8 protein-coding genes are annotated in these 13,806 nt (G+C 67.2%); all 8 read left to right on the plus strand.

Annotation, left to right across the window (positions count from 1 at the left end):
• Window positions 1-66 precede the first annotated feature (66 nt).
• A complete protein-coding gene (locus AC1RMG_RS06070) occupies window positions 67-1,848 on the plus strand; it encodes an ABC transporter ATP-binding protein (RefSeq protein WP_493168691.1) in 1,782 nt (593 codons plus the stop codon).
• Complete coding sequence (locus AC1RMG_RS06075; protein WP_493168693.1) at window positions 1,841-3,748, plus strand: ABC transporter ATP-binding protein; 1,908 nt, start codon at window positions 1,841-1,843, stop codon at window positions 3,746-3,748. The genes AC1RMG_RS06070 and AC1RMG_RS06075 overlap by 8 nt, the downstream gene beginning before the upstream one ends.
• 272 nt (window positions 3,749-4,020) lie before the next feature.
• Window positions 4,021-5,178 (plus strand): LLM class flavin-dependent oxidoreductase, encoded by a 1,158-nt coding sequence (locus AC1RMG_RS06080; protein WP_041118346.1) that lies wholly within the window; start codon window positions 4,021-4,023, stop codon window positions 5,176-5,178.
• A 19-nt stretch (window positions 5,179-5,197) separates the two neighbouring features.
• Entirely contained in the window at window positions 5,198-6,250 is a 1,053-nt protein-coding gene (locus tag AC1RMG_RS06085) for an ABC transporter substrate-binding protein (RefSeq protein WP_011061459.1), read from the plus strand.
• Between the two features lie 37 nt (window positions 6,251-6,287).
• Window positions 6,288-7,346, plus strand: a complete 1,059-nt coding sequence (locus tag AC1RMG_RS06090; RefSeq protein ID WP_011061460.1) for an ABC transporter substrate-binding protein — start codon at window positions 6,288-6,290, stop codon at window positions 7,344-7,346.
• 503 nt (window positions 7,347-7,849) lie between these two features.
• The gene (locus AC1RMG_RS06095; protein ID WP_404672656.1) at window positions 7,850-10,120 is read left to right on the plus strand and encodes a TonB-dependent receptor; all 2,271 of its coding nucleotides are present in this window, start codon (window positions 7,850-7,852) and stop codon (window positions 10,118-10,120) included.
• A gap of 190 nt (window positions 10,121-10,310) precedes the next feature.
• Window positions 10,311-12,782 (plus strand): TonB-dependent receptor plug domain-containing protein, encoded by a 2,472-nt coding sequence (locus AC1RMG_RS06100; protein WP_493168696.1) that lies wholly within the window; start codon window positions 10,311-10,313, stop codon window positions 12,780-12,782.
• 250 nt (window positions 12,783-13,032) lie between these two features.
• A complete protein-coding gene (locus AC1RMG_RS06105; RefSeq protein WP_125062340.1) occupies window positions 13,033-13,800 on the plus strand; it encodes an ABC transporter permease in 768 nt (255 codons plus the stop codon).
• Window positions 13,801-13,806 lie beyond the last annotated feature (6 nt).

A 13,806-nucleotide genomic window follows, 5' to 3' on the forward strand; every position in this document is an offset into this window, starting at 1 on the left:
CTCGAGGGCCTCTTCGCCGGCAAGCCGGCTCCTACTGGGGTGGCCGATTTTTTGAACGAGCCCTGCATGATCGAAAAACACCCTCTTTTGCGCGCGCTGGCGATCTACCGGGAAGTGCCCTGGCGCTTCACCCTGGTGGCGCTGCTCTATGTCGCCGTCAACCTCGGGCTGGTCTGGCAGCAGTGGCTGATCGGCCATGCGGTCAACGATGTCAGCAGCGGGCAGGCGGTAAAGCACCTGGCCGACGGCAGCCTGGATGCCAGCCTGGGCTGGTACTGGCTGTGGCTGCTGCTGGCGGTGGCCCTGGGCCGCGGCCTGTTGCAGTACGCCGCCACGGTGTTGTCCCTGGTGCTCAGCCAGGAACTGCTGACCCGCCTGCGCGAGCGTATCCTGCAGCAGGTCCAGGGCCTGCACCTGGGCTACCACTGGCAGCACGGCATGGGTGAAATGATCACCCGCACCACCCGCGATGCGGACAAGGTCCGCGATGCCCTGATCAGCTTCTGGCGCCAGGTGGTGGAAACGCCCCTGGTGGTGCTGGCCACGGTCGGCCTGCTGGCCTGGTACAGCCCCTGGCTGGCGGTGGTGCCGCTGCTGCTCACCGCCTGCGGACTGTGGATCTTCGTGCGCCAGACCGAGCACCTGGTGAGCCTCGACCGCGCAGTGGGCGCTGCCTACGACCGGGTCAACCAGGAACTCAGCGAGGGCATCGGCGGGGTGCGGGTGATCAAGTCCTTCGCCCTGGAGCACAGCCGCATCCAGGGTTTTGCCGCCCAGGTCGGGCTGTTCGCCGAGCACGCGCGCCGGGCCCTGGCCTATTCCAGTTCGCGTATCCCCCTGCCCCAGGCCGTGGTCGCCCTCAGCCACGTGTGGATCCTGGTCTACGGCGCTCATCAGGTGGCGGCCGGGCAGCTGGGGATCGGCGAGCTGGTCAGCGCCCTGCTGATCGTCACCACCCTGGTGTTTCGCATCGAAGGCATCGGCCGGGTGATGCAGACCTTCGCCGATGCCCGCTCCAGTGCCGAGCGCATCTGGCAGTTGCTGGACGAGCCGCTGCACATCCGCAGTGGCAACGCCCGGCTGCCCCAGGCGCCCCTGGGGTTGCGCCTGGAGGGGGTCAGCGTCAGCGCCCCCGGCGGTGGCCGGAAGATTCTCGATGACTGCACCCTGAGCCTTGAGCCCGGCGAGGTGGTGGCCCTGGTGGGCGCCACCGGCACCGGCAAGAGCCTGTTGGCCAGCCTCCTGCCGCGCCTCACCGAGGCCGGTGCCGGCCGGGTGCTGCTGGGCTCGGAACTCAGCGGCTGGCAGGACGTGCGCGACCTGGACCTGCAACAGCTGCGGCGCCGGGTGCATGTGGTGCCCCAGGAAAGCTTCCTGTTTTCCGACACCCTGGCGGCCAACCTGCGCCTCACGGCCCCCGACGCCAGCCACCGGCAACTGCGCCAGGGCCTGGCCCTGGCAGCCGCCGAAGACGTACTGGAACGCTTGCCCCAAGGGCTGGACAGCCGCCTCGGCGATCGCGGGGTCACCCTCTCCGGTGGCCAGCGCCAGCGCCTGAGCCTGGCCCGGGCGCTGCTGGGGGAGCCGGACATTCTCTGCCTCGACGACGCCACCAGCGCCCTGGACGCCATCAGCGAACGCCAGGTGCTGGACAACATCCGCCAGTTGCGCCGAGACCAGGGCCGGGCCACCACCTTGCTGGTGATCTCCAGCAAGCTCTCGACCATTCTTCTGGCGGACCGGGTGTTGCTGCTGCAGGACGGGCGAATCCGCGCCAGCGGCCGCCACGCCGAGTTGCTCAAGACCAACGCCCACTACCGCGACCTGCTGGGAGTCGACCATGGCTAATCCAATCGCCGGCAAGGCCCTGAGCGATATCGAAATCGAGGAAATGCTTGCCCGCCAGGCCCTGGACCGCAGCATGCTGTCGCGCCTGCTGCCCCTGCTGCGGCCGATCCGCGGCCCGATCCTGACGGTGATCGGCATCGAGTTGCTGCTGGTGTTCACGGTGTTCCTGCGGCCCTGGTTCGTGCGCGAACTGCTGGACCGCGGGCTGGTCCCGGACCAGGGTCACTGGCTGCTGGACGAGTCCCTGGTGCTGTGGCTGGGCCTGGGGCTGGCGGCCAGCTGGCTGGGGCGCTTCGTCCTGGCCGGGCTGTCGCAGTTCGTCGCCGGCAGCGCGGCGATCCGGGTGCTCAACGACCTGCGGGTCAAGGTCTTTGCCCATATCCAGGCCCTGAGCGTCAGCTACTTCGACCAGACCCGCGCCGGGCGCATCATTTCCCGCGCCGACCGCGACGTCGACAGCCTGGAACCACTGCTGATCCAGGGTCCGCCGGAGCTGCTGGGGGCCCTGCTGCGCTGCGCCCTGGCGGCGCTGATGCTGTGGCGCATCGACCCGCGCTTCTTCCTCAGCCTGGCGGCCACGGTGCCGCTGCTGGCGCTGTCGACCTGGGGCTTCAAGCGCATCTCCCAGCGCAACTGGGCCAGGGTCGCGGAGAACCGCAGCCGCTTCACCGCGCACCTGGTGGAAAGCGTCAGCGGCGCGCGCATGCTCCAGCAATGCGGGCAGCAGGAACCCAACCTGCAGCGCTATCGCGGCCTGCTGGATGACTTCAACCAGGCGCTGATCCGCGGCAGCCTGCGCTCCAGCTGGTTCGCCCCATTCACCGCGCTGCTCAGCACCGCCGGCATGGCCGCGCTGCTGCTGGTGGGCGGCTATGGGCTGGCCGATAACCAGATCAGCGTTGGCCAGATGGCGGAAAGCCTGTTCTACGTGTTTCTGTTTCTGGGCCCGTTGCAGGAACTCTCTGACCTGTTCGAACGCTACGCCACCGGCTCGGCCTCGGCGCAGCGGATCTTTCTGCTGCTGGACACCCGGCCCCAGGTCCTCGACCCGGCCCAGCCCCAGCGCATGCAGCGGGCCCGGGGCGAGGTCGGTTTCGAACAGGTGCGGTTCGCCTACGACCCCAGGAGCAAAAACGCGGTGATCCAGAACCTGGACCTGCAGATCAAGGCCGGCGAAGTGCTGGCGATTGTCGGCCCCTCGGGCCATGGCAAAAGCACCCTGGTGCAGTTGCTGACCCGTTTCTACGACGTTCAGGGCGGCGCCGTGACGCTCGACGGCGTGGACATCCGGCACCTGGCCCAGCACGACCTGCGCCGGGCCGTGGGCGTGGTGCTGCAGGACAATGTGCTGTTCAGCGGCACTATCCTCGACAACCTGCGCCTGGCAGCCCCCGGCGCCGATGATGCAACGCTGATTGCCGCGGCCCGGGAGCTGGGGGCCGACGAGGTGCTGGAACGCCTGCCCCACCAGTACCACAGCGAGGTCGGCCCCCTGGGTGGGCACCTGAGCCATGGCCAGCGGCAACTGGTGTGCCTGGTGCGGGCCTACCTGGCCAACCCGGCGGTGCTGGTACTGGACGAAGCCACCTCGGCGGTGGACATCCACACCGAGCGGCGCATCCAGCGCGCCCTGCGCCGGCTGTGCCAGGGGCGCACGGCGATCATCATCGCCCACCGCCTGGCAACCATCCGCGACGCCGACCGGATCGCGGTGATCCGCCACGGCCAACTGGTGGAACAGGGGCCGCATCAGCAGTTGATCCGGCAGAACGGCGCCTATGCGGCGTTGTACCAGGCCTATCTGCGTAGCGCCGACCAACCCGGCGGCGCAAACCCCGCGGCCCCTTTCGCCGGCAAGCCGGCTCCTACACAAGCACCGCCGATATCGCGCCAGCTGTAGGCGCTGGCTTGCCAGCGAAGGCGCCCGCAAGGACAGCACAAGGCTCAAGGGTCTCTTCGCCGGCAAGGACGGCGCTGGGTTGTTGCGCGCTCAGCAGCGGTTGCTGCCGGGGTGCTGCTACAGCAGCACCAGGGCCCTGCGCTAGGCCGGCTGAAGCCCCCGAACCCCCGCAATGGTGGGCTGCGACAGCCATGGCATGGCCGTTGCAATTACCCCCTGACAGGCGTCTTCGCACCCGCGCGGCGCAACGGGTTACTGAATCAGGAGCACCCATGAGCACTGAATTTTTCTGGCGCCTGCCGCTGGGCACCGACGGCCCGCAGTTGAGCACCGACAAGCACAATCGCGGCAACCCCCACCCCCGTGCCGGGCATATCGCCCCCGGGCGCCTGGCCAACGGCGAGCCCGACGGTTTCACCTACATCGACTACATCGCCCAGGTGGCCAAGGCCGCCGAGCTGGCGGGCTTCGAAGGCGCCCTGCTGCCTACCGGCCCCGAGCCCTGGGTGGTGGCCGCGGCCCTGGCCCGGGAAACCCGGCGCATCCGCTTTCTGATCGCCTTCCAGGCCACCTGGACCCTGCCGGCCTACGCCGCCCAACAGGCGGCGATCCTGCAGAACCTCAGCCACGGCCGCCTGGACTGGAACATCATCACCGGCGGCAACCCGGTCAGCCAGCGAGCCAATGGCGATTACCTGGACCACGACCGGCGCTACCAGCGTACCGGCGAGTTCCTCGACATCATCCAGGGCCTGTGGCAGAACGAACGCTTCTCCTATGACGGCGATATCTACCAGCTGGAGAACGGCGCCCTGCCCCCGGGCCTGCAGCAGGAACGCAAGCCGGGGGTGTATTTTTCCGGTTTCTCCGATGCGGCCCTGGACGTGGCGGCGCGGCACGCCGACGTCTACCTCAACTGGGCCGAGCCCATCGACCAGCTCAAGCCCCACATCGAGCGAGTTCGCGAGCTGGCGGACAAACAGGGGCGCACGGTGCGCTTCGGCCTGCGGGTCGATCTGTTCGCCCGGGAAACCGAAGAGCAGGCCTGGGCCGACCTGCGCCGTCAGTTCGACAAGCTCGAAGGCAAGGGCAGCCTGATCGCCAAGAACTTCACCAGCGGCTCGGATTCGGTGGGCGCTGCGCGGCAGACCGCCTACCACCAGAACGTCGACCGCTTCGACGACCTGATCCTCGGCCCCAACCTCTGGGCCGGCTTCGCCAAGGCCAAGCCGGGGCCCACCGTGGGCCTGGTGGGCAGCCACCAGAACGTTGCCGAGCGCCTGGCGGAGTACCGCGATGCCGGTTTCTCCACCTTCATCCTGGCGGGCAACCCGCACCTGGAAGAAGCCCTGCGCATCGGCCAGGAAGTCCTGCCCCTGGTGCAGCAACGCCCCGTCGCCCAGGCGACGCCGCTACAGGCCCGCGCCTGAGCCTATAAGGAGCCCGTTCATGTCCCATCCTCTGGATACCCTCTGGTACACCCGCTGCCCGGTCCCCACGGGCCTGGGCATTGCCGTGCAGAAAGGCTGGCTGCAAGACAGCCTCGGCGCCCTCGGCACCCAGGTGCAGTCGCTGCGCGAGTCCAGCGACCAGGCCGTGCGCGAGTCGCACTTCGATCACAGCCTGCGCAACTCGGTGCGCCACGGCGGCAGCATCCCGGCCCTCTGGGCCCGGGCCCAGGGCCGGGAAACCCGGCTGATCGGCCTGTCCTGGGCCGATGAAGTGCAACTGATCCTGACCCGTGCCGACAGCGGCATCCACCGCATCAAGGAGCTCAAGGGCCGACGCTTCGGCCTGCCGGACTGGGCCGGCGCACAGATCGACTTCACCCGCGCCCAGGCCCTGCGCGGCCTGGAAAACGCCCTGGGCCTGGACGGCCTGCAAGTGGGCGACCTGCAACTGGTGAACTACCGCTACGGCGGCACCTTCAGCGACCCCCAGGTGCAGACCCTGGCCGACACCCCGGTCAGCGCCCAGCCCAGCAGCGGACGCAACCTGGAACTGCAGGGCCTGCTGCGAGGCGAAGTCGACGCGATCTTCCTCAAGGGCGCCAGTGCCGCCCGCCATGCCCATGAGTTCGGCCTGCGTACCCTGATCGACACCGGCGCCCACCCCGACCCGCTGATCCGCTGCAACAACGGCACACCGCGCACCCTGACAGTGGACAGTCATCTGCTGGAGCAGCACTTGGACGTCGCCACCGGGATTCTCGGCGCGGTGCTGCGGGCCGAAGACTGGGCCCGCCACCACCCGGAAGACACCCGCCGCTACCTGGCCCGGGAAACCAACAGCAGCGAGTACTGGACCAGCGCCGCCTATGGCGAGGATGCCCACCTGCGCCTGCGCACCGGCCTGGAAGAACAGGCCATCGACGCGCTGCAGGATTTCAGCGCCTTCCTGCGGCGCTGGCGCTTCATCCCGCAGCAGGTGGATGTGCGCCAATGGATCGACCGCCGGCCGCTGGATGCGCTGCTGGCTACCCCTACCGCTCTGGCCGGCTGACCGCGCCAGGTTTCATGGATTCGAACTGAAGACCCTTATGAGCAAATCACTCGATACCCTCTGGTACACCCACAGCCCGGTGCCCACCGGGCTCGGCATCGCGGTACAGTCCGGACGCCTGGCAGAGGCCTTCCTGCCGTTCGGCACCAATATCCAGTCCCTGCGCGAATCCAGCGAACGCGAAGTGCGCGAGGCCCACTACGACCACCACCTGCAGAACTCGGTGCGCCACGGCGGCAACATCCCGGCCATCTGGGCCTACTCCAGCGGCGTGCAGACCCGGGTCCTGGGCTTGTCCTGGAGCGACGAGGTGCAGTTGATCCTGACCACCGCCGAAAGCGGCGTGAAGAGCATCCGCGACCTGAAGAACCGGCGCTTCGGCCTGCCCAAGTGGGCCAACGTGCAGATCGACTTCACCCGGGCCCAGGCCCTGCGCGGCCTGGAGAACGCCCTCAGGTTAGAAGGCCTGGAAGTGGCCGACGTGGAACTGGTGGACTACCCCTACGGCGGCACCTACAGCGACGAGCAGAAGCAGCACCTGTACGGTTCCGAAGTGAGCCTTGGGGTGACCCGCTTCAGCCGGCGCAACAACGAACTGATCGGCCTGCTGCGGGGCGATATCGACGCGATCTTCCTAAAGGGCGCCCACGCCGTGCACCTGGCCAACGAGTTCGGCCTGCAGGTGGTGGTGGACACCGGTTCCCACCCCGACCCGCTGATCCGCTCCAACAACGGCACCCCGCGTACCCTGACCGTGGACACCCACCTGCTGCGCGAGCACTTCGACGCCAGCGTGAAGATCGTCGACACCGTATTGCGCACCGAACAATGGGCCTGGGCCAACCCCGAGGAAACCCGGCGCTTCCTGGCCCGGGAACTGAACACCAGCGAGTACTGGGTGGCGGCCGCCTATGGCGAGGATGCCCACCGACGCCTGCGCACCACCCTGGATGCGCGATCCATCGAGGCCTTGCAGGACTTCACCGATTTCCTGCATCGCTGGCAGTTCATTCCACGGCGTTTCGACGTGCGCGAGTGGATCGACTTCAGTGTGCTGGAGACGGTCATCGGCTCCACCTCCCGCGTGGCGGTATAACCCCACGAACTGACGGTGGAACCCGTAGGAGCTGGCTTGCCAGCGAAGGCGCCAGCCCAGGCGACGCATGTCTCACGGGCCTCTTCGCCGGCAAGCCGACTCCTACATAAGCAGGTACACCGCATCCCTGCGTAGGAGCTGGCTTGCCAGCGAAGGCGTCAGCCCAGGCGATGCATGTCTCGCGGGCCTCTTCGCCGGCAAGCCGGCTCCTACGGGCTGGGGAGCCGGTGTTGGTGCAGCAACAGTCCAGCGGGCAATCGGTGCTGCTCCAGCAGCACCAGCCAAGCAACTTCTGCTGAATGCTGCGCAGGATGTTTTAAACCTCTGGCCCGCAACTTTTCACGCCTGCCAAACCCCTCTCTAAAACACTCAAACGAATTTAAATTAAGCCTTGTTTTTCAATGACTTGATCAAACTAACGCTTACCCATAAAACCCAATAAGCCTCTTGGCACGTTCTCTGCTCTAGCCCTCTTAGCGAAACTTTAAATGGGGGAGTTCAACATGCATAAGCTTAATCCGATCACCAAGAGTCTATGGCTGGCACTGGCGCTCACCGGGGGCACATTCAGCCAGGGCCTGCTGGCCGCCGAAACCACAGGCACCGACACCACCGGGAACAGCAGCGAACCCGCCCTGAAGACCGTCACCGTCACCGCCCAGCACCGGGAGGAAACCCTGCAAGAGGTTCCGGTGGCGGTGTCCGCCGTACAGGGCACCAGCCTGGTGACCGACGGGGTGCGCAACATGGGCGACATCACCACCTTCATCCCCAACGCCTCGGCCAAGAACCCCGACGGCGACGGCCGCCCACGCTGGTACATCCGCGGCCTGGGCACGGGCGACACCGGGGCGGCCACGGTGTTCCCGGTGGGCATCTACGCCGATGATGTCTACCTCAACGCGCCCATCGCCGGCGGCGGGCCGCTGTTCGACCTGGAGCGCATCGAGATCCTGCGCGGGCCCCAGGGCACCCTGTACGGCAAGAACACCACTGCCGGTGCGGTCAATGTGATTTCCAAAAAGCCGACCTTCGACACCGACGGCTACGGCACCCTGGGCATCGGCAGCAAGAGCGAGCGCATCCTCAATGGCGCCATCGGCGGTGCCCTGGTGGATGACAGGCTGGCGGCGCGGCTGTCGCTGTATTCGGAAGAACGCGACGGCTTCCAGAAGAACCTCACCGACGACCATACCTACGGCGACGTCGACAAGAAGGCCGTGCGCCTGCAGTTCCTGGCCAGGCTCAACCCGGACCTGGACGCCCTGCTGAAGATCCACGCCCGGGAATACAAGGGCGACGGCAGCAACGGCTCGCTGCCGGTGGGCCGCTACTACAACGTCGGCTACCAGCGGCCCGACGGACGCAACATCGCCCTCAACGTCAACGAGGATGCCAAGCTCGATCACGACGGTACGTCCCTGACCCTGAACTGGCACCTGGGGGACTACACCCTGACCTCCATCAGCGCCTACGACTACATTCGCGGGCAGTCCACCAGCGACGCCGACTACACCCCCTACGAGGTCAACGGCGCGGCCATCAGCGACAACCGCTACAACCAGTACTCCCAGGAACTGCGCCTGGCCTCGCCGCAGCAGGAAACCCTGCGCTGGCTGGCGGGGGTGCACTACTTCCATGAGGACCTGGACAGCTCGGCCAAGCGCCTCATCACCCCGGGCCCCACGCCCAACGGCACCGGCTCCAACCAGACCGGCGGCGCCACCGACTTTCGCGACCTCAACTACCAGCACACCACCGACAGCTACGCGCTGTTCGGCAACCTGACCTACGACTTCACCGACAACTTCACCGTGACCGGCGGCCTGCGCTGGACCCAGGAAAAGAAAGACATCGACCTGGACCTGACCCAGCTCACCCGGGCCACGGCCAACGGCCCGCTGATCCCCCTGGGCGCCGCCGGCAGCAACGGCAGCCGCGACGAGAGCAAGACCTGGGAAGCCTGGACCTACGATCTGACCCCGGAATACCGGATCAACGACAACGTCCGGGTGTTCTTCCGCTACGCCCACGGTTTCCGTTCCGGGGGCTTCAATACCGGGCTGTCCACCAGCCTGGCGCAGTTGACCACGGTGGACCCGGAGAAACTCGACGCCTACGAGATCGGCCTCAAGTCGGAATGGTTCAACCATCGCCTGACCGCCAACGCCAATGTCTTCTACTACGACTACTCGGACATCCAGGTGAACCTGCTGACGGTCAACAACGGCGTGCTCACCACGGCCCTGACCAATGGCGCCAAGGGCAAGGTCAAGGGCGCGGAACTGGAGCTCGAAGGCCAGCCCACCGACTATCTGCACCTGCGGGCGGCGATCTCGTTCCTGGATACCGAGTACACCGACTTCAAGAACACCAACCCCAACACCGGCGCGGTCACCGGCGACTACAGCGGCAACAGTTTCGTGCGCTCGCCGCGCAACGTGGTGTCCCTGGGGGCCGACTACACCATTCCCCTGGAGATCGGCGGCAAGCTGGTGGCCGGCGGCGACGTGAGTTTCCGCGACAAGGAATACTTCCTCGCCGACCGCCAAAGCAGCGCCGACAAGACCCTGAGCCAGCCCCACTACACCCTGGCCAACACCCGCCTGACCTGGTTCAGCCCGGATGAAAAGCTCAGCGTCACCGGCTTCGTCAACAACCTCACCGACCGCCGCTACCAGGTCCATGGCCGGCCCAACGGCACCCTGGGGCAATACGTCATCACCTACGGCGACCCGCGCACCGTGGGCCTGAGCGTCACCAGCCGCTTCTGAGCCCCGCGGCAGGCCACCCGAACCCTGATTTCCGGGCCGCCGGTATCGCCCACCACCGCACCCACCCTGTAGGAGCCGGCTTGCCGGCGAAGAGGCCCGCAAGCCTTGCGCCGTCCATGACGACGCCTTCGCTGGCAAGCCAGCGCCTACAGGGGCGGTTGGGGTCATTCATTTCACAAGGAATCCAAAGATGTTCCATCGCAATCCGTTGGCCGGCGCTGTGGCGCTGGTCGTCGGCAGCCTTGCCGTGCCCGCGTTCGCTGCCCAGACCTCAAGCAATGCCCCCGGCGCCAGCGCCGATCACCTGGACACGGTGGTGGTGCTGGGCACCCGGCGCAGTGATGTAACGGCCCTGGAAAGCGCCGCACCGGTGGACGTGCTGTCCGCCCAGCAGTTGCAGCAGACCGGGGCCAGCGACCTGTCCGGCGCCCTCACCGCCCTCTCGCCTTCGTTCAGCTACCCGCAGTCGCCCCAGGGCGCCTTCGCCGGTTCCATCGCCCAGGGTGCTTCCCTGCGTGGCCTGGCGTCAGACCAGGTGCTGGTGCTGGTCAACGGCAAGCGCCGCCACACCAGCGCCAACGTCACCCGCCAGAGCCTGGTCAACGGCCGCGGCGCCGCCGCGGTGGACCTGAGCCTGATCCCCCTGAGCGCCATCGAGCGAGTGGAGATCCTGCGCGACGGCGCCGCCGCCCAGTACGGCTCCGACGCCATCGCCGGGGTGATCAATATCGTGCTCAAGGAAAAGGACGACGGCGGCAACCTCGGCTACCGTTTCGGCGGCTACGACAAGGGCGACGGCCTGCAGCGCAAGCTCAGCGGCTGGAAGGGCTTGAGCCTGCCCAACGACGGCTTCCTGACCCTGAGCTTCGATGCCGGCAGCCAGGACCCGGCCAGTGACACCAACCCCGACAACCGGATCTTCTACCCCGGCTCCACCAGCACCAGCACCCCCCGGGAACAGAACAACCGCTACCGCACCTGGCGCTGGGGCTCGGGCAATGTCTCGGACCAGTACAACTTCGCCGCCAACAGCGAGTTCGGCCTGGGCGAGGGGCTGACCGCCTACGGTTTTGCCACCTACTCCCACAAGAACACCGACGCCGAAGGCTTCTTCGACCCGCCCACCACCTTGCGCAACAACTACGGCAGCGACGCCCTGCAACGCTACCCCGACGGCCGCCTGCCGATCACCCGCTACTCGCTGGAGGACTATGCCCTGACCGGTGGCCTGCGCTACGAGGACGAACGCCTGGGCAAGTTCGACCTGGCGCTGAACCACGGTGACAACAGCCTGAAATCCGCCGACCGCAACGCCATCAACCCCAGCTGGGGCGAGGCCAGCCCGGCGAAGATCTACACCGGCAAGCGCGAGGCCGACCAGACCAACCTGACCCTGGACTGGGTGCGGGACTTCCCCACCGACCTCCTGTTCAAGCCCCTGACCCTGTCGGCGGGCCTGGCCTGGCGCCAGGAGAACTACGAACTGAGCGCCGGCGAAGCGGCGGGCTGGCAGAACGGGCCGCTGTTCAATACCGTGGACCCGGTCACCGGGCGGCGCATTCCCGGCTACTACTCGGGCATTACCCAGGTCGACGCCGCATCCCTTGAGCGCAAGGTCTGGGGCGCCTATATCGACGTCGAAGGCCAGATCACCGAGAAATTCCAGGCCGGGGTCGCGGTGCGCACCGAGCACTACTCGGATTTTGGCGACACCACCAACGGCAAGCTGTCGCTGCGTTACGACTTCACCCCGCAGCTCGCCGCCCGGGCCACCGCCAGCACCGGCTACCGGGCGCCGTCCCTGGTGCAGAGCGGGTTGTCCTCGTTCAGCGTGCAAGTGGTGGAGCAACCGCCGGGCAGCGGCAACTACGTCGAGGTGCAGCAACGCACCCTGCGCGCCGACAGCCCGGAAGCCAAGCTGCTGGGGGGCAAGGCGCTGAAGCCCGAGGAGTCCACCAACTACTCCCTGGGCCTGGTCTGGCGGCCGCTGGCCAACGCCTCGGTGACCCTGGATGCGTACCGGATCAACATCGACAACCGCATCACCCTGTCCGACCAGTTGCCGGCCTCGGTGGTCACGCCGATCTTCGCCGGCACCCCGTACGCCAACATCCAGAGCGCGGCGTTCTACACCAACGTCGCCGACACCCGCACCGATGGCGTCGAGCTGACCGGCAACTACCAGCTGGACCTGCAGCAATGGGGGCGCCTGAACCTGTCCAGCGGCTACAGCCAGAACAACACCCGGATCACCGCCCTGCGGGACGTGGGCAACATCGCCGGCTCGCAGATCGTCGGCCGCACCACCCAGGGCCTGATCGAGGACGGCACCCCGAAGAACAAGCTGACCCTGAGCGCCAACTGGCTGTATGACAGCTGGGGCCTGACCCTGGCGCAGCGCCGGTACGGGCAATGGAAGAGCCTCAACGCCAGCAACCCGACCCTGGACCAGACCTTCAGCGCGCAATGGGTCACTGACCTGGACATTTCCTATAGCTTCGACAAGGCGCTGAAGCTGTCGGTGGGCGCCATCAACCTGTTCGACACCCACCCGGACAAGGCATCCGGGGCACAGTTGTATGGCGTGCCGAAATACTCCATCACCAGCCCCGAGGGCGCCCAGGGCGCGTTCTACTACACCAGCCTCAGCTACGACTTCTGAGGCCGGACTGCTGCCGGGGTGTTGCCCTGGCAGCAGCGGCTGCTGCCCAGGCATCAGTTTCGCTGGCACGCCAGCGCCCACAACCCACCCACACGCCGCTCCTCCCGTAGGAGCCGGCTTGCCGGCGAACAGGCCCGCAAGCCCTGCATCGCCCCGGCCGACGCCTTCGCTGGCAAGCCAGCTCCTACGAGCGCGCGATGGCACAGGTCTTGCGATAGGCATCGGGTACTTCGCCGATATAAGAACCGCCATGGCTCATTCCTTGCGCTGCACGCTCACCTCCCTGACCTGGCTGGTCTCGCCCCTGGCCCTGTTGATGCTCTGGACCCTGGTGGCCCAGGCCGGGATCTTCCCGCGCAACCTGCTGGTACCGCCGGCCCAGGTGCTGCACACCTTCGAAACCCTGCTGGCCAGCGGCGAGTTGCTGGAGCATTTGCACAACAGCCTGTCGCGCCTGGGCCTGGGCTTTGCCCTGGGGGCCCTTGGCGGCCTGGTGTTCGGGGTGCTGATGGCCCTGTCCAAGACCGTCGAGGCGTACTGCGCGCCGCTGTTCCATACCCTGCGGCAGATCCCCAGCATCGCCCTGATCCCGATGTTCGTGCTGCTGTTGGGCATCGATGAAACCTTCAAGATCGTCATCGTCGCCAAGACTGCGTTCTTCCCCGTGGCCCTGGCCGCCAGCGAGGGGGTCAAGGCCATTCCCCGCAGTTACTTCGAGGTGGCCGACGTCTACCGCCTGCGCTGGCCGACCCTGGTGCGCCAGATCGCCCTGCCCGCCGCGGCACCACCGATCATCACCGGCCTGCGCATCGGCCTGACCCGCTGCTGGGTGGTGCTGGTGGCCACCGAGCTGCTGGCCGCCGACAGCGGCCTGGGGCAGATGATCGAGATGGCCCGGCAGATGCTGCGCATCGATGTGGTGATGGTGGGGATAGTGGTCACCGGCGTGATCGGCTTTGCCCTGGACTTCTCCTTCCGCCGCCTGGAACAGCGCGTGCTGCGCTGGCAAACCCGCTAGGAGCCC

The sequence above is a fragment of the Pseudomonas sp. GW822-FHT04H02 genome, assembly GCF_058800645.1.